At 59.7% G+C, this 18,286-nt stretch carries 16 protein-coding genes; 6 read left to right on the top strand and 10 right to left on the bottom strand.

Going from position 1 to position 18,286, the window contains the following annotated elements; all coding sequences use genetic code 11:
* Positions 1-70: 70 nt before the first annotated feature.
* On the bottom strand, positions 71-2,002 hold the full coding sequence (iolC, locus tag SSARUM2_RS22965) for a 5-dehydro-2-deoxygluconokinase (protein ID WP_041037067.1): 1,932 nt from the start codon (positions 2,000-2,002) through the stop codon (positions 71-73).
* Between the two features lie 545 nt (positions 2,003-2,547).
* Between iolC and iolD the strand changes: the two genes are divergently transcribed.
* The 4 genes from iolD to iolE are packed head-to-tail and all read left to right on the top strand — an operon-like array spanning position 2,548 to position 7,418.
* Positions 2,548-4,488, top strand: coding sequence for a 3D-(3,5/4)-trihydroxycyclohexane-1,2-dione acylhydrolase (decyclizing) (gene iolD / locus SSARUM2_RS22960; RefSeq protein ID WP_033649355.1), 1,941 nt, complete (start codon positions 2,548-2,550; stop codon positions 4,486-4,488).
* A 35-nt stretch (positions 4,489-4,523) separates the two neighbouring features.
* Complete coding sequence (locus SSARUM2_RS22955; RefSeq protein WP_033649354.1) at positions 4,524-5,537, top strand: Gfo/Idh/MocA family oxidoreductase; 1,014 nt, start codon at positions 4,524-4,526, stop codon at positions 5,535-5,537.
* Positions 5,538-5,577: 40 nt separating this feature from the next.
* Positions 5,578-6,462 (top strand): sugar phosphate isomerase/epimerase, encoded by an 885-nt coding sequence (locus tag SSARUM2_RS22950; protein ID WP_004930845.1) that lies wholly within the window; start codon positions 5,578-5,580, stop codon positions 6,460-6,462.
* 59 nt (positions 6,463-6,521) lie between these two features.
* The gene (gene iolE / locus SSARUM2_RS22945; protein ID WP_049213038.1) at positions 6,522-7,418 is read left to right on the top strand and encodes a myo-inosose-2 dehydratase; all 897 of its coding nucleotides are present in this window, start codon (positions 6,522-6,524) and stop codon (positions 7,416-7,418) included.
* 61 nt (positions 7,419-7,479) lie between these two features.
* Here the strand turns inward: iolE and SSARUM2_RS22940 are convergent, their stop codons facing one another.
* Together SSARUM2_RS22940 and SSARUM2_RS22935 are read right to left on the bottom strand one after the other, a co-directional pair.
* Positions 7,480-8,661, bottom strand: a complete 1,182-nt coding sequence (locus SSARUM2_RS22940; RefSeq protein ID WP_049213039.1) for a P1 family peptidase — start codon at positions 8,659-8,661, stop codon at positions 7,480-7,482.
* Positions 8,654-9,169, bottom strand: a complete 516-nt coding sequence (locus SSARUM2_RS22935; RefSeq protein ID WP_049213040.1) for a GNAT family N-acetyltransferase — start codon at positions 9,167-9,169, stop codon at positions 8,654-8,656. The genes SSARUM2_RS22940 and SSARUM2_RS22935 overlap by 8 nt, the downstream gene beginning before the upstream one ends.
* Before the next feature lie 389 nt (positions 9,170-9,558).
* Between SSARUM2_RS22935 and SSARUM2_RS22930 the strand changes: the two genes are divergently transcribed.
* A complete protein-coding gene (locus SSARUM2_RS22930; RefSeq protein WP_033636340.1) occupies positions 9,559-10,254 on the top strand; it encodes a pirin family protein in 696 nt (231 codons plus the stop codon).
* A 690-nt stretch (positions 10,255-10,944) separates the two neighbouring features.
* Entirely contained in the window at positions 10,945-11,832 is an 888-nt protein-coding gene (locus SSARUM2_RS22925; protein ID WP_041037055.1) for a hypothetical protein, read from the top strand.
* Positions 11,833-11,907: 75 nt separating this feature from the next.
* On the opposite strand, the gene SSARUM2_RS22920 is transcribed toward SSARUM2_RS22925, so the two are convergent.
* The 7 genes from SSARUM2_RS22920 to SSARUM2_RS22890 form a co-directional block, all read right to left on the bottom strand.
* Complete coding sequence (locus SSARUM2_RS22920) at positions 11,908-12,762, bottom strand: phosphatase PAP2 family protein (protein ID WP_060453120.1); 855 nt, start codon at positions 12,760-12,762, stop codon at positions 11,908-11,910.
* Between the two features lie 54 nt (positions 12,763-12,816).
* Positions 12,817-14,127 carry a YhfT family protein gene (locus SSARUM2_RS22915; protein WP_047570181.1) on the bottom strand — a complete coding sequence of 437 codons (1,311 nt, stop codon included), beginning with the start codon at positions 14,125-14,127 and terminating at the stop codon, positions 12,817-12,819.
* Between the two features lie 10 nt (positions 14,128-14,137).
* A complete protein-coding gene (locus tag SSARUM2_RS22910) occupies positions 14,138-14,491 on the bottom strand; it encodes a DUF2620 domain-containing protein (protein ID WP_060453121.1) in 354 nt (117 codons plus the stop codon).
* Between the two features lie 13 nt (positions 14,492-14,504).
* A complete protein-coding gene (locus SSARUM2_RS22905; protein ID WP_041037052.1) occupies positions 14,505-15,398 on the bottom strand; it encodes a phosphotriesterase-related protein in 894 nt (297 codons plus the stop codon).
* Positions 15,391-16,620: a phosphopentomutase gene (locus SSARUM2_RS22900; protein ID WP_060453122.1), complete on the bottom strand. Its 1,230-nt coding sequence runs from the start codon at positions 16,618-16,620 to the stop codon at positions 15,391-15,393. Before SSARUM2_RS22900 ends, SSARUM2_RS22905 begins: the two co-directional genes overlap by 8 nt.
* A gap of 48 nt (positions 16,621-16,668) precedes the next feature.
* Positions 16,669-17,832: a YhfX family PLP-dependent enzyme gene (locus SSARUM2_RS22895; protein WP_060453123.1), complete on the bottom strand. Its 1,164-nt coding sequence runs from the start codon at positions 17,830-17,832 to the stop codon at positions 16,669-16,671.
* A gap of 92 nt (positions 17,833-17,924) precedes the next feature.
* Positions 17,925-18,281 (bottom strand): hypothetical protein, encoded by a 357-nt coding sequence (locus SSARUM2_RS22890; RefSeq protein ID WP_060453124.1) that lies wholly within the window; start codon positions 18,279-18,281, stop codon positions 17,925-17,927.
* Positions 18,282-18,286: the final 5 nt, after the last annotated feature.

The following is an 18,286-nucleotide window of genomic DNA, read 5'->3' as shown; positions in this document are numbered from 1 at the left end:
AGAAAATAGGCAAAAAAATCCCCTTAAAGCGGCGAAATGGCCTTAAGGGGACGTGAACCTGCTCTCGCTGTCAGTGCGCGCCGCCCGCCTGCGGGCGGTACTGGCGCCAGAAACCGATCAGCGTCAGGTATTTTTGTTTCACCTGCTCGATCAGGGCGGCGTCGTCGATTTCCCCCTGCAGCCAGCGGCGCGAAGGTTGGCCGAAGATAGTGCGGCCGACGGCGAAACCCTTCACCCAGCGCGCATCCGCGGCGGCGGCAAAGCCCGCCTTCAGCACCGCTTCCGGGGAGTCGAGCCCCAGGATCAGCACGCCGCGGCAGTAGGGATCGTAGGTATCGATCAGCGCACCGACCCGCCGCCAGTTTTCCGCGCTCAGCGGCGGCAGTTTCCACCAGTCCGGCTGAATGCCCAACCGGTAGAAGTGTTCAATCATCTCCAGGTAATGGCGTTCGTCCTTGTCGGGGTTGTTGTCCGGCAGGATCACTTCCAGCAGCAACTCGTGGCCGGATTTGCAGCAGCCGCGGTAGACGTCGGCGATCAGTTCATCCTGCTCGCGACGCAGTTCCGCCGCGTCGTGCGGGTGATAAAACACCAGGCACTTCACCACGTGCTCCTGCGGCCAGTCGATCAATTGCGAGCCGATATTGCCGTGCTCCAGGCGCAGCGGGCGCGAACTGGGCAGCTCTACCGGCCGGCCGATCCACCATCCCTGGCCGGTGATCTCGTTCAGCGCCGCCTGCCCGTAGGTGGTGTCGGCCAGAATGCCGCTGTTGCCGTTCAGGCCGGCCTGCGCGGCGGCCTGTTGCGCCGCGGTCAGCAGCAGGGTTTTCAGGCGCGGAATGCGCTCCTCGCCGACGCCGGCTTCGCGTGCCATGTCCGCCAGCTGCTTGCGGTGATCGAAGGCGAAGACGCACAGTTCCGGCCACTGTTGCTTGCGGGTGGTGACCCGGTGCAGGTGGTTCAGGCGCGCATCGCGGTCCGGGCGCGTGACCTGCCGTTCACGCAGCAGGTAGTCGTCCAGCTCCCGTTTGGTCGGCATCGCCGGCGCGCAGCCGTGGCGCGAGACCACCAACGCGCCGCAGGCGTTGGCGTAGCGGCAGGCCTGATCCCAGCCCTCATCGTTCAGGTAGCCACGCAGCAGGCCGGACATAAAGGCGTCGCCGGCCCCCAGCACGTTCAGCACCTCAACCCGCACGCCGGCGTGCAGTTTCACCTGTTCCCAGCCATCGGCGATTTCGCCCTCGAACACCGAGCAACCCTGCGCGCCGCGCTTGCACACCAGCGTGGCCGCCGTGGCCCGGCGCACGTTTTTCAGCGCCGTCAGCGTGTCGGTGCTGCCGCCGGCGATATGAAACTCTTCTTCGGTGCCGACGATCAGATCGAAATGGTGCAGCACCTCCTGCAGCTCGCGCGTGACCTGGTCCGATTCCACAAAGCGGGTTTCTCCGTCGCCCAGCGACGTCAGCCCCCACAGCACCGGGCGGTAATCGATGTCCAGCGCGGTGCGCAGGCCGTGGCGGCGCGCGTATTCCAGCGCCTTCAGCACCGCGGCGCGGGTGTTCGGGTGCGACAGGTGCGTGCCGGTGATGGCCAGCGCGCGCGAGGAAGCGATGTAGGCCTCATCGATGTCGTCCGGCGTCAGCGCCATGTCCGCGCAGTTTTCGCGGTAGAAGATCAGCGGGAAGGTTTCCTGATCCTTGATGCCGAGGATCACCAGGCCGGTTAATCGCTGTTTGTCGGTGATCAGGCAGCGGGTATCGGCCCCGACGCGCTGCAGTTCTTCGCGCAGAAAGCGGCCCATGTGCTCGTCGCCGACGCGCGCCAGCATGCCGGATTTTAACCCCTGAATGGCGGTGCCGTAGGCCACGTTGCCGGAAGAACCGCCGAGGTACTTGGCGAATGTGCCGGCGTCTTCCAGCCGCGCGCCGATCTGCTGAGCATAGAAATCGACGGCGATGCGCCCGAGACAAATGACATCAAGCTGTTTTTCTTGTGTAGCCATACCCGTTTCCTTCTGTTTAAGCAAAACTCCGGCGGCGGCCCGAGCGTGGCGCCCTGCAGGAAGCATGTGGACAGTATGGGGAATGAAAATTTCAATTTCAATATAGAATGAAATTTACACCCCAAAAATGTGATGCATTTAAAACATCGACAGAGGCGTGGGAAAAGGCGGTGAAACGGCTACGGGAGGGGGGCCGGGGCACGCATAAAAGAGGGGAAATGACAGGGTAAAAGGCGGTCAACCCATGAGCCAACGGCTTTTATTGGCCGGTGCGTGGCGCGAAGCCAGTGAAGGCTGAATCACGAGATGAAACGGGCTTTTCATGCATTATGCGATCTTTATCGCAAAATGAAATGTTTCTTCTGTAATGTGATTTTATGAAAAATATATTTGTTTATAATCGCTTCACGTTTCAGGTTGTCGACTTCGTGAGCAGCGGGCATCGCCTGCTCAAGATAATAGCTGCCGCCGCGTAACACAAACACGGAATTGTCGGCTCGGCGCGAGCCCTTTCCGGGGCGGCCCTCAATCTAAAGGGTGAGTAAATGGGCAAGATCAGGCTAACCATGGCGCAGGCGCTCGTCAGATTCCTCGATAACCAGTATCTGCTGGCCGACGGTGTGGAAACCAAATTCGTCGCGGGCATTTTTGCGATTTTCGGCCACGGCAACGTGCTGGGGCTGGGGCAAGCGCTGGAGCAGGATAGCGGCGATCTGCGGGTGCATCAGGGCCGCAACGAGCAGGGGATGGCCCATGCGGCGATCGGCTTCGCCAAACAGAAGCTGCGCCGGCAGATCTACGCCTGCACCTCATCGGTCGGCCCCGGCGCCGCCAATATGATCACCGCCGCGGCCACCGCCACCGCCAACCGCATTCCTTTATTACTGCTGCCGGGCGACGTTTACGCATCCCGCCAGCCGGATCCGGTGCTGCAGCAAATCGAGCAGTCTTACGATCTCAGCATCAGCACCAACGACGCGTTCCGCGCGGTGAGCAAATACTGGGACCGCATCGTGCGGCCGGAACAGCTGATGAGCGCCTGCATCAACGCGATGCGCGTGCTGACCGATCCGGCGGAAACCGGCGCGGTGACGCTGTGTCTGCCGCAGGACGTGCAGGGTGAAGCCTACGACTATCCCGACTATTTCTTCCAAAAACGCGTGCATCGGCTCGATCGCCGCCCGGCGACCGATGGCATGTTGGCGGACGCGTTGGCGCTGCTGGCGGCCAAACGCAAACCGCTGCTGGTGTGCGGCGGCGGCGTGAAATACTCGCAGGCCGGGCGGGCGCTGCGCGAATTCGCCGAGCGCTTCGGCATTCCGTTCGCCGAAACCCAGGCCGGCAAAGGCACGGTGCCGAGCGACCATGAATTCAACCTTGGCGGCATTGGCGAAACCGGCTGCCTGGCGGCCAATACGCTGGCTCGTCAGGCCGATCTGGTGATCGGCGTCGGCACCCGTTACACCGATTTCACCACCTCGTCCAAATGGCTGTTCCAAAATCCGGACGTCAGCTTCCTCAATATCAACGTCAGCGCCTTTGACGCCGGCAAGCTCGACGGCGTGCAGGTGCTGGCGGACGCCCGCGAGGCCCTGAGCGAACTGGGCGCGCTGCTGGCGCAGGCCGAGTACCGCGCCGGCTGGGGCGACGCCATCGCCGCGGCGCGCAGCGCCCAGCGTGAAGAGACCGAGCGCGTTTACGCGGTGGAATACGGCGGCGCAGGCTTTGTGCCGGAGATAGACGATCACCTCGATCGCGAGCGGGTGTTCGCCGAATTTATCGCCCAGACCGATTCCGCGCTGACCCAGAGCCGGGTGCTGGGGGTGCTGAACCGCGAGCTGCCGGCGGACAGCGTGATCGTCGCCGCCGCCGGCAGCCTGCCGGGCGATTTGCAGCGGGTGTGGCACAACCGCGGCGAGCACGGTTATCACGTGGAGTACGGTTACTCCTGCATGGGGTATGAGGTGAACGCCGCATTGGGGGTCAAGCTGGCCGAGCCGCAGCGCGAGGTGTACGCGATGGTGGGCGACGGCGCCTTCATGATGCTGCATTCCGAACTGGTCACTTCGATTCAGGAAGGCTGCAAGATCAACGTGATGCTGTTCGACAACATGACCAACGGCTGCATCAACAACCTGCAGATGGAACACGGCATGGACAGCTACACCACCGAATTCCGCTTCCGTAATCCACAGGGCGGCAAGCTCGACGGCAAACTGGTGCCGGTCGATTTCGCCATGCTGGCGGCGGCTTACGGTTGCAAAACCTATCGCGTCACCACCGAGCAGCAGCTGCTCGATGCGCTGGCCGACGCCCGCAGGCAGACCGTGTCCACGCTGCTGGACATCAAGGTGCTGCCGAAGACCATGGTGCACAAGTATCTCAGCTGGTGGCGCGTGGGCGGCGCTCAGGTGGCCGACAGCGAGAAAATCGTCGCAGTGGCGCGCAAGCTGCAGGAAAACATCGATAAGGCGCGCGATTACTGATTCGTTTTCATATATAAATCTCGAGGGTAGCGAAAATGACATTGAACATTGGGGTTATCGGCACCGGCGCCATCGGCCGCGATCATATCCGTCGCTGCAGCAAAGTGTTGCAGGGCGCACGGGTGGTGGCGGTGAATGACATCAACCGCGACAACGCCGCCAAGGTGGTGAGCGATCTGCAGCTGGATGCGCGGGTGTATGACAACGGCCACGATCTGATTAAGGCCGCCGACGTGCAGGCGGTGCTGGTGACTTCCTGGGGGCCGAGCCACGAAGAGTTCGTGCTGGCGGCCATCGCCGCCGGCAAACCGGTGTTCTGCGAGAAGCCGCTGGCGGTGACCGCGCAGGGCTGCAAAAACATCGTCGATGCCGAAGCGAAGCACGGCAAACGGCTGGTGCAGGTCGGCTTTATGCGCCCCTATGACCAGGGCTATCGCGCGCTGAAACAGGTGCTGACCAGCGGCCAGATCGGCGAGCCGCTGATGCTGCACTGCGCGCACCGCAACCCGACGGTCGGCGAGGCCTACACCACCGATATGGCGATCACTGACACCCTGATCCACGAAATCGACGTGCTGCGCTGGCTGCTCGACGACGACTATGTGTCGGTGCAGGTGGTGTTCCCGCGCAAGAGCCCGAAGGCGTTCCCACACCTGAAAGATCCGCAGATTGTGCTGTTCGAAACCGCTAAAGGCACGCGCATTGACGTCGAAATCTTCGTCAACTGCCAGTACGGCTACGACATTCAGTGTGAAGTGGTAGGGGAAACCGGCATCGCCAAACTGCCGGAGCCGTCTTCGGTGCAGATGCGCAGCGGCGCCCGCCTGTCGACCGAAATTCTGACCGACTGGAAGGATCGTTTTATCGACGCTTATGACGTTGAGCTACAGGGCTTCATCAACGACGTGGCCGCGGGCAAGTTGACCGGGCCTTCCGCCTGGGACGGCTACGCCGCCGCGGTGACCGCCGACGCCTGCGTGGCGGCCCAGCTCAGCGGCGAAATCGTGCCGGTGACCCTGCCGGCGCGCCCGGCGTTTTACAACAAATAACCGGCTTGCACCACCTACCCACGATTGCAGAGGAGTGGCCATGAAGATCGCTTTTGATGTCGACGTTATACGGGATTTGGGCGTCACCAAAATGGTTCAACAGGTGGCGGACTGGGGCTACAAATATATCGAGCAGTCGCCGCACCCGCAGATCAACCCGTTTTACAAGCATCCGAAGGCCAGCCGCGAAATCATGGCGGAGTATAAAAACGCCCTGAAAGCGACCGGCGTGGAGATCTCCTCATTTATCGTGGTGTATCGCTGGTCCGGGCCGGGGGAGGATCGCCGCCAGGCAGCGGTCAAAAACTGGCGGCGGATGATCGAAATCGCGGTGGAAATGGGCGTGCAGGTGATCAACACCGAATTGGCGGGCAACCCCAACGAACCGGAGATCTGCGAGGAGCTGTGGTATCGCTCGATGGAGGAGTTGCTGCCGATCGTCGAGCGCGAGGGCATCCGTATGGAGATCCAGTCGCACCCGTGGGACTTCTGCGAGCTGAGCAACGAAACCGCCGATCTGGTGAAATCGCTGCGCAGCGACCACGTCAAATACCTCTACAGCGTGCCGCACACCTTCTACTACGACAAGGGGCAGGGTGACGTGGCCGGCATGCTGCAGTACGCCGGGGACGATCTTTCCCACGTGCTGATCGCCGACACAATGAATCACACCAAACATTGCCGCTATATCGTCAACCCGCCGGGCGTTGACGCTGCGGTGCACCAGCACGTCGGCATCGGCGAAGGCGAGGTGAATTTCGACGCCCTATTCCAGACGCTGCGCGACATGGAATTTGCCAACCGCAGCTTCAAGGTCGGCGGCGAATCGATCATCTGCACCTCGCTGTTCGGCTACCCGGAAAAGATGCCAAGCCAGGCGGTGGCGACCAGAGAGCGCATCGAAAGAGAGCTGTTGGGCAAATAATCTTATTCGGCTCGCCGGCGGCGTTTGCACCGGCGGCCCTCCAAGCACCGAGGCAGACCATGAATAAAGACAACGTGAAATTGGCCATCGCGCCAATCGGCTGGACCAACGACGACATGCCCGATCTGGGCAAGGAAAATACCTTCCAGCAGTGCGTCAGCGAAATGGCGCTGGCCGGCTTCACCGGCAGCGAAGTGGGCAGCAAATACCCGCGCGATCCGGCGGTGCTGAAACCGATGCTGGACATTCGCGGTATCCAGATCTGCAACGCCTGGTTCAGCACTTTTTTCGCCGACGGCCAGAAAGACAAAACCATCGATGAATTTATCAACCACATGAATTTCCTGCATGCCATGGGCGCCAGGGTGATCGGCTGCTCCGAGCAGAGCAAGAGCATTCAGGGCACCACCAAAGGCGTGTTCGAAGAGAAGCCGTACTTCAGCGATGAAGAGTGGCAGCGGGTGGCCGACGGTTACAACGAGCTGGCGAAGATCGCCGCCGGTAAAGGCATGCAGGTGTGTCTGCACCACCACATGGGCACCGGCATTCAAACCGCGGCCGAAATCGATCGCTACATGAGCATGGTCAACGACGACGTCTACCTGCTGTTCGATACCGGCCACGCCTACTATTCGGAAGGCAGCCAGCAGGCGATGATGGCGATCCTGGAGAAGTATCTGCCGCGCATCAACCACGTCCATCTGAAGGACGTGCGCGATGAGGTGGTGGCGGAAGTGAAGGCCAACAAGCTGAGCTTCCTCGATGGCGTGAAGAAGGGCACTTTCACCGTGCCGGGTGATGGCGTGATCGACTTCAGGCCGGTGTTCAAGCTGCTGGACGAGCGCGGTTACAAAGGGTGGATGGTGGTGGAGGCCGAGCAGGATCCGGCGCTGGCCAACCCGTTCGAGTATGCGGTAAAAGCGCGCCGTTATATTCGGGAAACCGCCGGCATTTAAGCGGCGAGGGTCAATAAAGCTCGAGGGGAGCCGCCGGCGCCCCTTTTTTGGTGGCGGCGTGTTAGCCGCCGAGCGTTTGCCAGGTTGCGACCTGGCTGCCTGGCCAGGGCGTGGCGGCATGCACGCCACGGGCGATCGCCCGGGCCAGGGTGTCCGCCGCCAGCGCGCCGATTTGCAGCACCGCCAGTTCGCGGCTGCCCTGAACCTCGCGCTGCCCGGTGGACAGGGCGAACACCACGTCGCCGTCAAACGGGCTGTGCAGCGGGCGAATAGCGCGCGCCATGCCGTCTTGCGCCATGATGGCCACCCGTTTCAACTCCACTCGCGTCAGCGCCAGATCGGTGGCGATACAGGCCAGGGTGGTATTCTTTCTGCCGCCCTGCGGCTCTTGTTCCATCCAATCTTCGCCCTGGGCGCGCAGTTGCGCCAGCGCCGCCGCGCCGCCGTTGCCGAATTCACCGTCAATTTCATAGGGCGTCGCCCAGAAGGCGCGGGTGCCGGGCGCTACCACTGCACCCAAACTGTTGACCGCCACCAGCGCGCCGACGGTAGCGCCATTGGCGGCAATGATAGATGCCGAGCCGAGGCCGCCTTTCAGCTTGCCCATGCCGGTCATGGCGCCATAGCCGGCGCCGACGGTGCCGAGCGGAAAATCCAGCCCGGCCTTGCCGACCGCATCGATGCCCAACTGGCGATACGGCGGCGTGAGCTGCCAGTTTTTGTCGCCGCCGTTGGCCAGATCGTACAGGCAGGCGGTGGGAACGATCGGGGAGACCGGCACGCCGGGCGCCGGGCGCAGCGCGTAGCCTTTACCCTGTTGCCCCAGCCAGGCAGCGACGCCGTCCGCTGCCGCCAGACCGTAAACCGAGCCGCCGCTGAACGTCAGCGCATCGACGGTCTGCACCAAATTGTCTTCGCCCAGCGCGTCGGTTTCCCGGGTGGCGGGGCCGCCGCCGCGCACGTCCACGGCGGCGATCGCCGGGCTGTCCAGCAGGATAACCGTCGCGCCGGTGCGCACCCGGCTGTCCTGCGCCACGCCGACCTTCAGGCCCGGCACATCGGTAATCAGGTTGCGGGCGCCTGGGCGCCCGGCGGCGGAAGTTGGCATAGCGGCACCTAATGGGGTGAGAGGAGAGAATATGCCGACGGCGGCGGTCAGGCCGGCCAGCGCTTGTAAAAAGGTTCGGCGGTTGATGTTCAGGGGCCGGCGCAGCGGCCCCTGCGGGTGGGGACGATTACGCATCGCCGCGCGGCTGCCCGGAACGCAAACGCGCCATATGGTAGGCATCGACCAGTACGCCGTCGCGCATGGCATAGGCGCGGCTGGTGCCCTCTATCTCGAAACCGAATTTGCGGTACAGCGCGATGGCCGCCGGGTTGTCGGTGAACACCGTCAGCTCGATGCGTTCGATGGCCGCCCAGTTGTCGCACAGGTCGATCATCGCCTGCATCAGGCGGCTGCCGACGCCTTTACCGTGGTAGTGCGGATCGACGCCGATGCCGAAGGTGGCCACGTGGCGGCGGCGCACGCGCTGATTCAGCATCACAACCAACTGGCCGGCAAGCTGCCCGTCGATAACGGCCGCCAGGTTATACGTGCCCGGTTCGGGATTGGCGAGGCGCTTCTGCCAGGACTCGACGGACGGTAGCGGTAGCTGCAGCGTATCGCGGTAGACGGGCGCCAGCGAATAAAGATGATGCAGGGCCTGCGCATCCGTTGTTTCCACGTGGCGTATCACGATCTCGCTCATCTCGCTGCTCCTGTTGCTTACCGGTTGAATAACCTCTGAATTTATCCGTTTACTGCCTTGAGTCAATATTATTTCAACGGGTCAAAAAAAACGCTTTACAGGTGCGAATGATAATGATTATTATTGCGATGCGTTCCGGGGAGGGCATCAACCCTTGATACTCTCGCTGCGAAGGCACGACATTGCTCACATTGCTTCCAGTGTTTACTTAGCCAGCTCGGGTGCTGGCTTTTTTTTTGCCCTTTTTCAACCGCTTCCGCCTTCAACAAATCCGTTGCCCATCCGCCGTTTCATTCCATCGAAATTTTTGAACAGAGGCATGAGTTTTTTACGCTTTCTTATTCTGCCCGCAGGACTAGACTGTAAAAAAACATTGAGGAGAGTTGAATATGATTTATGTACGTAAAGCGGAAGACCGCGGCCACGCCAATCATGGCTGGCTGGATAGCTGGCACACCTTCTCATTTGCCGACTACTACGATCCGAACTTTATGGGGTTCTCGGCGCTGCGTGTGATCAACGAAGATGTGATCGACGCCGGGCAGGGTTTCGGCACCCACCCGCATAAGGACATGGAAATCCTGACCTATGTGCTGAGCGGCACGGTGGAGCATCAGGACAGCATGGGCAACAAGGAGCAGATCCAGGCCGGCGAATTCCAGATCATGAGCGCGGGCACCGGGGTACGTCACTCCGAGTACAACGCCAATCAGGATCGTCCGCTGCACCTGTACCAGATTTGGATCATTCCGGATCAGGTCGGGCTGGAGCCGCGCTACGAGCAGCGCATGTTCGACGCGCCGCAGGGCCGTCAGCTGGTGCTGTCGCCGGATGCGCGCGACGGTTCGCTGAAGGTGTTCCAGGATATGACGTTGTCGCGTTGGGCGCTGAATAAAGGCGAGCAGGGTGAGTATCCGATCGCCGCCGGCCGTCGCATTTGGATCCAGGTGGTGCGCGGCAAGGTCTCGGTCAACGGCCAGGCCGCCGGCATCAGCGACGCGTTTGCGGTGTGGGATGAATCGGGTCTGACGATTCAGGCCGACGAAGAGAGCGAAATCCTGCTGTTCGATCTGCCGCCGGTGTGATTAGGCGGTAAATATCAAGTTGTTGCCTTCCGCTGATGCGGCTGGCGGCGCAATATGACCAACCTGGTGCTTCAGGCTTAGCCTGGAGTGCGGGTTGGTTTTCTTGTTATGGCCCGGTTATTTCCTCGGTTTTCTGGCGTTTCCTTCGCGCCAGGCTGCAAAAAGTGTTTGCCTTCTTTTGAGCAAGAAAGTTAATTCTGGAGTCGCTGTGTGATTTTTATACGCCTGACATAAGAGCGGCAACGATTAAATTAAACTGGCTTTACATTATTGATAATAATATTTACAGCCTGTCTGTTTATCGAGCGATTTAATAAAGGATTTAGAATTATTATATAAATAAATTATTTCCTGATAACGTATTAATTGCAAAGGCAATGCCATTGTTTGTGTTTGCATGATGTTAATTTCAGGTAGGGCGTCTGTGAACTGATGGTCAAATAATATTGACGGGCTGAAATACGTAAATAAAACGGTCCGGAAATGAGTGCCAGAACGGTGGCTGATTTTTGACTTGGACGATAGCCGCTCAGTGGGTTGCGTGCTAAATATATTTTTAATTTATTTCGTCAGTTTATTTTTTGGTTTTCCAATCGCGCCACAGAGGGGCGTCCGAGCTCACGCGTACGGGCTTTCGACACGCTGAATGCCATTGCAGAAAACAATCTCATACCTGGAGATAGAGGAAAAATGATGAAAATTAAAAATGAACGTAACGGCACTTATGATGATTTCTTAAATGCGATACTCACTTTCGAAAGCACGATCGATCCGCAAAAAGCGCAATATTATGCGGAAAATTATGATAATCCAACCGCGACATCTTATCAGGATGTGGAGTATCCCGGCCGGGTTATTCGGGCCCAGGATGGCACGACAACCAAAAGCAATGTCTCGATAAGAGAATATTTCGAGCGTTTGGGTATCGGCAAATACTATACTCAAGGTTCAACGGATCCTCAGATGTTCAAGCAAATGCAGTATGCGACGATGAACTATCTCGGTTTTATCGGTTACCAGCTCAGCGAACAAGACTTCTGGGATCTGGGATATTACACGCATTATGATGAAAACCATCTCCCTAAATATTATTCCGACGTGCCGGTGTCAAATTGGGCCAACGGCGTGCGGGATAAGGTCATGAATCTGCCTGGCAAAGGCGAAGTGCATGTCACGGATGTGAATACCTGGCAAGGGACCTTTACCGGCAAACACGGGATTAATAGTTTTGACGATGTTCTCGATCCGGATAAACAGGACTATGTCGCCAAAGATCATTTTGTCGATAAGTACGAGGGCATGGTGCGTTTGCTGGCGGAGAGAGGCAAAACCCTGAATGATTATTTGGGCACCACTATTCGTTGGTCTGAATGCCATCCCGTGTTGACGCCGCCGCCGGGCGTGCCGGATGCGGTGGAAATCACGCTGTCGGGTTTACTCGGCGGCGCCCATCTGCGCGGTGCGGAGGGCATTACCGCCCTGCTGGTCGATCGTGAAAATCGGGCGGATGAAAACGGCACGGCGATTTTGCAGTATGTCTATCAGTTCGCAGGCTATGACACACCGTTTAACCCCTAATGCTCTTCCATAGTCGCCGCGGAATGGCATGATTCCCCCGCGCGCAAGCGCGGGGGAATCGACGCGGGCTAAGGGTCAGCGTTCTTCCGTTTGCTGCTGCAACAGCCAATCTATCTCTCGTTTTGCTTCCCGAAATTGCTGCTGATATTCCGCGCTGGCTTGCAATCGAGCAAAGGCACCGGCCGCCAACACGCGGCCGGCTTCGACATCGCTGGCCCAGTGTACGCCGCAAATCAGCCGGCTGCGGCCAAACTCATAACCCTTGCGCATGAGCTCCGTCGCACGTTGCGGCACCATGGCCGTCAGCGTCATCGCCCATACGAAACCGGTTACGGCATGCCCGGAGGGATAGGAACCGCCATCGTTGCTGAGCGCACTGTGCTCTTGCGGGGTACAGCTCTCCACCCGCAGCGCGGAGTAGGGGCGAATGCGGGCGTGGGCCTTTTTCGCGCCGTTGGAAGCATAGCCTGCGTCCGTGAGCAGGCGGCTCAGCAAAAGGTGGGTATGCGGCGTGCGCTGGCGCGATATCTCCGTACCCAACGCTGCGGAGAAAGCCCGACCGATGGCATTGAAGGACAGATTGGCATCCTCCACCGCCAACCTGCCCCGGGGCGTATCGCGCAGTTTGCGAAGCTGGTAAAAGGTTTCCACGTCGGCTTTCCAGGCCGCGCTGCCTTCAATCGGCGGGGCCGGCAGGATTGCCGCGCCGTCCGGATAGTCTGCAGGCGTAAGATAACCGTTGATCCAGCCTTCTATGTAGGGAGAAAAGCCTACATTCGGATAGCCGATATCCGAATAGTCTACCCGCCACCGCTCGCGGGTATCGCTGTTGGGCGCGATGGACTCGGCATGCGCCGGCACGTTTTGCAGACAAATCAGGGCGAGCCCTGTAACGGCGCTTCGTTTTATGTTCAGAGTGAATATAGCCATCGTTATATATTCCCTTCCTGGCATGACGCTGTTTCAGTAATGACGACGGTTTGATCACTGCGGCACAAACAGGCCGATCCAGCCGAAAATATTGAGCAGAATGCCGGTGATAATGACCGCCACCACCGGCGCGGCGATTTTCAGCACCGGGCGGCCGAGCGCTTCGTTAAGGAAATAGAGCGCCGCCGCCATGCTGAAGCCCGTGTACCCGGCCATTTTGATGGCCGCGAAAGTGGAGCCGATCAACAAGGCGAATTCCATCAGCATATTCATCGCGTTGCGGATATTGTCGGATGCATTGCGCACCGAAGGATATCGGCCCAGCCATTTGCCGATATAGCGCAGCAGCAGGATTTCCAGCGTGATGACGATGGCGCCCGCCGGTGCGGCAAGCCAGGGCGAGGGGGAAAGGTAGCCGACGACAAAGACGAACGTGAAGCCCGCCACCGCATATACCCCGGTCGCCAGCGCGGTAGTGGCGATCAGCGGAATGAATCCAAGCCCGCGCATGAATTCGGCCAGCGCCGCCTGGTGCAGAAGGGCGTCTGATTCTTCGGGCGAGATGCCGGGCGCGTAGGCTTTCGCCAGCGTATAAATCGAGACTTCGGAGCCTCCGAAGATCTTCATGCTGGCGACGGCAGAAATCAGCGCGCCGGTTACGGCAATAAGCGGCAGGTTGTTGATAATGCGCTGTGTGCGCTCCTCAAACATCGACGGGGCCGAAGCCTCTTCACCCGTTGGGGAAGTCCGCCGATCTCTCAGATCGCGGAAAATCGCGATGCCCAACAGCAAAACCATACCGACGAAGATTTCGATCGACTCCGGGAACAGATGCGGGAAATAACGCACGACGATCAGGCGCGACAGCAACACCAGCAGGGCCGCGACCACGCTCTGTTTCCAGCCGAACTGGTAGAAAATGGCGACCAGGGGAAAGAGCGCGAAGGCCGACACGACCGGGTTACTCAGTTCCCCCAGCGCGCCAATGATGTCTACCGGCAGCGAGGTCAGGAGTTGGTTGATGGGCTGCAGGCTGGTGAAGACCAGAATGCCCCAGATGGCGCCGAGAATGAATGCCAGCCACACGTTGACGGCCAACACGCCGATGATGTCGGTAGGCAGAAACAGCAGCCAGCTGTTCAGCAAGCCGGTGGACAAGGTAAATGAAATGCCGACGGAGGCCACGAACCCTATGCTGAGGCCAAAAGCGATGCTGCCCGCTTCCCGACGGTTCATATGGCCTTCCACCAGTTGCGGAAGGATAGGGCGAATGCCGTCATGAAAGACTGCCGCCGAACGGTGAGATAACAGCGCCGTCATGCCCGTCAACAGGGACACCAGAATGACGGAAAGGATAGGGTCCATTTTCGCCTCCTTATGACAGTTGCCGAATCAACAGCGGGATCGCATGTTCGACGTGCTCGACCGAAAGGCCAAACGCGACTTTTCCTTCCGCCACCCACTTCGTTATTTGCTCTTCTTTCGCACGAATGCCCGGCTTGGCGATCGTGCAGCATTTGTTGAAGCCGATGATGGCTATCGCGATGGACAGCGCAGCGCCGGCGCCGGTATTGCAGGCGCCGATGAAATAGTCCAGTTCGCCGTTTTTGACTCGGGCGGCGGCGTCCATGTCGCTTAAGATGCTGACGTCAAAAATGCCTGGGGCGGCGCTCTCGATGGCCAGTTTGATCTGTTCCCGCTGTAAACCTGCAATTCCGATTTTTTTCATGGCTATCACCTTATTATTTGAAGAACCGATTTGGGTTGTGTTGCAGCATTGCGGTCACGGCTTGCTGACCGATCCCCGCCTCCAGCAACAGCGGAACGAAACTGTCCATGAGGTAGCTGAAGCCGGGGCCGCCGTTGCCGCGCAGATGCGAACGGCGCGTGATGTCCATCGACAGCATCACCCGCTCGAGCAGGCCGCGTTGCGACAGCGCGCTCAGCATCGCCACGCGTTTTTCATCCGGGTAGTAGCTGTTTTTGCCAATGGTGTCGAACTGCACCCACGCGCCCCGATCGATCAGGTGCAAGACAGTTTCCAGATTGTCTTTCAGATCGCAGTGGCCAATTACGATGCGGTCGGCCGGCACGCCGTAAGATTGCAGCAGGGCGAGCTGCTCCGGCCCCATGGTGCTGAAGCTGGTATGCGTGGAGATTGGCCGCCCCGTGGCGTGGTGAGCGAGGGCGGCGGCGTGGAACATTTTTGATTCGTCGGGCGTGATGTGGCCCTCGCTGCTGCCGATTTCGGCAATCACGCCAGCGCACAGGCCGCTGCCGTCGATGCCGCATTCAATTTCGGCAATCATTTCGGCGGCCAGCGTTTGCGCGTCTCGGGTGGCGACGTGTTCGGGATAGAAATCCTGTTGGTAGTAGCCGGTGGAGAGCAGCACGTTGATACCGGTATCGCGCATCAGGCGCGCGATGAAGTGGACATCCCGCCCCATATAGCGGTTCGTTACCTCGACGATGTTGCGGACTCCCCGCGCCATCAACGCCTCCATTTCATCGCGCAGCAGAGCATAGCTGTCGAGGCGACAGTCATCGTTATGCTTAAACGGTGAAAGATCGATGTGCAGATGTTCATGCGCATAGGTGTAGCCGTCGGCGTTGAGCCATTCAATCTGATCAGCCATGAGAATTCCCCTGCAATAATGAGAAAAAAGAGGTGCCGTTCTGCGGTACGGGAGCGCCGAAGGCGTCGCAAACGGAGGCGCCCACGTCGGACAGCGTGGCCCGATCTCCCAGCCGGACGCCAGTAACGCCCGGGCGCCAGACCAGCAGGGGCACGCACTCGCGCGTGTGCTGTGAATGCCCGATCGTCGGGTCGTTGCCATGATCGGCCATGACCACTAACGCGTCGTCCTTATCCAGCAGCGACATGAGATGCGCCAGATATCCGTCCACCAGTTGCAGGCGCTCCGCATAACGCGCCACATCCTGCGCATGCCCGGCCAGATCGGTTTCCTGAATGTTGGTGCAGATAAACCGCCGGCCCGGTCGTTGCGCTTCGCTCAGGGTCAGCGCCATGATTTGCGCGGAATCGACAATCCCGCCGAAGTTATCGCCGTCGGGATTGGCGACGATATCCGCCACTTTCCCTATCAGGGATGTCGGGATGCCTTGACGTTGCAGACAGGCGGGAACCTGTACGGCCTCATCGACGCCGTAACCCAAATGAACGACCCGGAAGCCTTGCCGGTAGACGCCCGAACGCGGGGCATCGATGCCGGCGTACATGTCTTGCCGGCTTTGCGCCGCTGCGGCGATGGCTTCGTTGCTGGTGCTTTCTCCGCCGAAGACAATGACGCGGCTCACGGGCGCGCATCGCCTAACGATGGCGCCGATTTTTCTGACCGTGTCGTAATCGATCAGGTTCAGATTGGCGGTCACGTTGTAGACCAGGCCGGGGTCGGTTTCAAGGTTATCGCCGACGGCCACGGCGTCGTTGACCCAAAGGTATGCCGTATTCGCCGTCACCGGGAGCCGCTGCACCCGGTAGCCCGCTTTCCGCAGGGCGCCAGCCGTTTTATCCATGATTTCGCCGAACGGCATTCTGAAGGGCTGTTTGGGCTGAGTTCCCATAATTTCCTGATGCCCCATGAACGAGTCGGCGCCTTCATGTTGCAGAGCCGCTTTGCCGACGTTTGCCTGCGGATTGGGCTCCATCACGTTGGCCCGGTATCCCAGCGCGTTGATCAGGCCCAATCTTTCCATTGCGGGCAGGCGCAGGTCGGGACATTGCTGCAAGATATGGCCGCAGGTATTGGCGCCTGCGTCGTTCGGCCTGACTTGCGGCACATCCTCCATGGCGCCGACGCCAAAGCTGTCGATCACCAGGACTACAAATTTGTTCATGCTGTGTTCCCCCCTGATATTGGCGGCTAAGACGCCGACGGCGTTTGGCTATTGCCGCGAGACGATGGGATTGCCCAGGCTGTCGTAGAGCCCGGCCAGCGTTGGCCGGCCTGCGCTGATGCCCTGGATAAGCGCTACGTCGCTGCGGGTGACGAAGATCTGCGTGCGGAAACACATGATTACCGGGCTGCCAACCGCGAAATTGCCCTCCAGCCCCAGGTAGTAATCGATATTGTCCGATTTGAACGGCAGTGTCCGCGTCTCGCTGGGGGTATCCCCGGTGAAAACCAGCGCGTTCCGTAGGCGGCCGCGGCGGTAATAGCCGCCGCCGAAGCACAGGCTGTTCGATCCTGCGTTATGAGACACTTCCGACAGATACAGCATGGCGATGCGTTCCGGTTGATCGCCGTATTCATTGGCCGGAATGGTGCCGGTAAACGCGTGGCCAGGTTCAATATGCGTCGCGCCGCCGCGGGCAAGCGCAGGGATGGTGTTGCAGCTATTGGCCGACGGGGCGTTAACCTGCTCGATAGGAAAGCCCGCCGCGCGCAGCGTTTTCGCCGCGTTGACCAGCGTGGTAAAGTTCGGCGTGGTGAGGCTTTCGCCCGCCGTTGCCGACGCCAGGGCGCAAGGAAAATTCGTGACGCCGACGATCTCCACGCCGCCAAGCGCGGCGATGCGCGCCGCGACATCGACCAGCTCGTCAGGCTGGAAGCCGCCTTCCTGACCGGGGTAGACGATATCGCCGGTCTGGCATACTTTCAGCAGCAGGCGTTGCCGCATGCCGAGACGCCGGGCGCATTCGGCGATCCTGCGCGCTTTCTCAAATGAGAAAACCGTGATGACTTCCGGCCGGCATCGCAGCGCGCTCTCGATTTCCCCGTCCGGAATTTGCACTAAATGCCCCAGATGGCGAAGCGGCACGCCGTTATTGGCCAGGCATCGCGCCTCGCGGAAATCCACCGCCACCGCTCCGCTGAACCCCTGGTCGATAATTTGTTGGGTCAGCCAGGGATTGCGGCCGAACTGCTTGCTCATCACATACGGCGTCACACGATATTCTTCCGCCGTTTGCAGAATGCGGCGCGCATTCTGTTTCACCATATCCACATCGATCACCCAGGTGTCCGGCGTGAGTTTGTGCTGGCGCAGCAGCCCGATCGACGCGTCAATCAGCGGTTGATTTTGTTTGCGTAGCGCATCTAAAAACATAGGGTTGGCGACTCCTTAAGACAGCGGTTTCCGGAACATCAGATTGGCCGTCGTTTAAATATTCATTTTTTTGAACATTTGTTGCGAAAAAATCAATGCCGCTGTTGGGGAGACAAGCCGAACAGGTTGGCCAAGAGATAACCTTCCTCGTTGGGATGCAGCCGTACGCTGAACTTTGCCAGCAGCCCATCATTCAGCCGCCGCAGGCGGGGCAGTTCACCCGATGCGGCGATCTCCTGCAGAAAATCCTCGCCCAGCGGTGCGATGATTTCGCCGCGCCGTGAACGCATCAGCGCGTTCGCCATATGCGCGATGGCCATCCATCCCTGTTCCTCGGGCAGCGGGCGCCCCCAGCACGTTTCCAGATCGTCAATGACTTGCAACATGCCGCGGAAGATATCTTCATCTATCACTCCGGCCTGGCAAAGCAGCTTCATCTTCTCTTCCACAATCT

The organism is Serratia sp. K-E0102 (genome assembly GCF_029962625.1).
Classification (GTDB): Bacteria; Pseudomonadota; Gammaproteobacteria; order Enterobacterales; family Enterobacteriaceae; genus Serratia; species Serratia sarumanii.
This window is presented reverse-complemented; position numbering and strand designations above follow the sequence as displayed.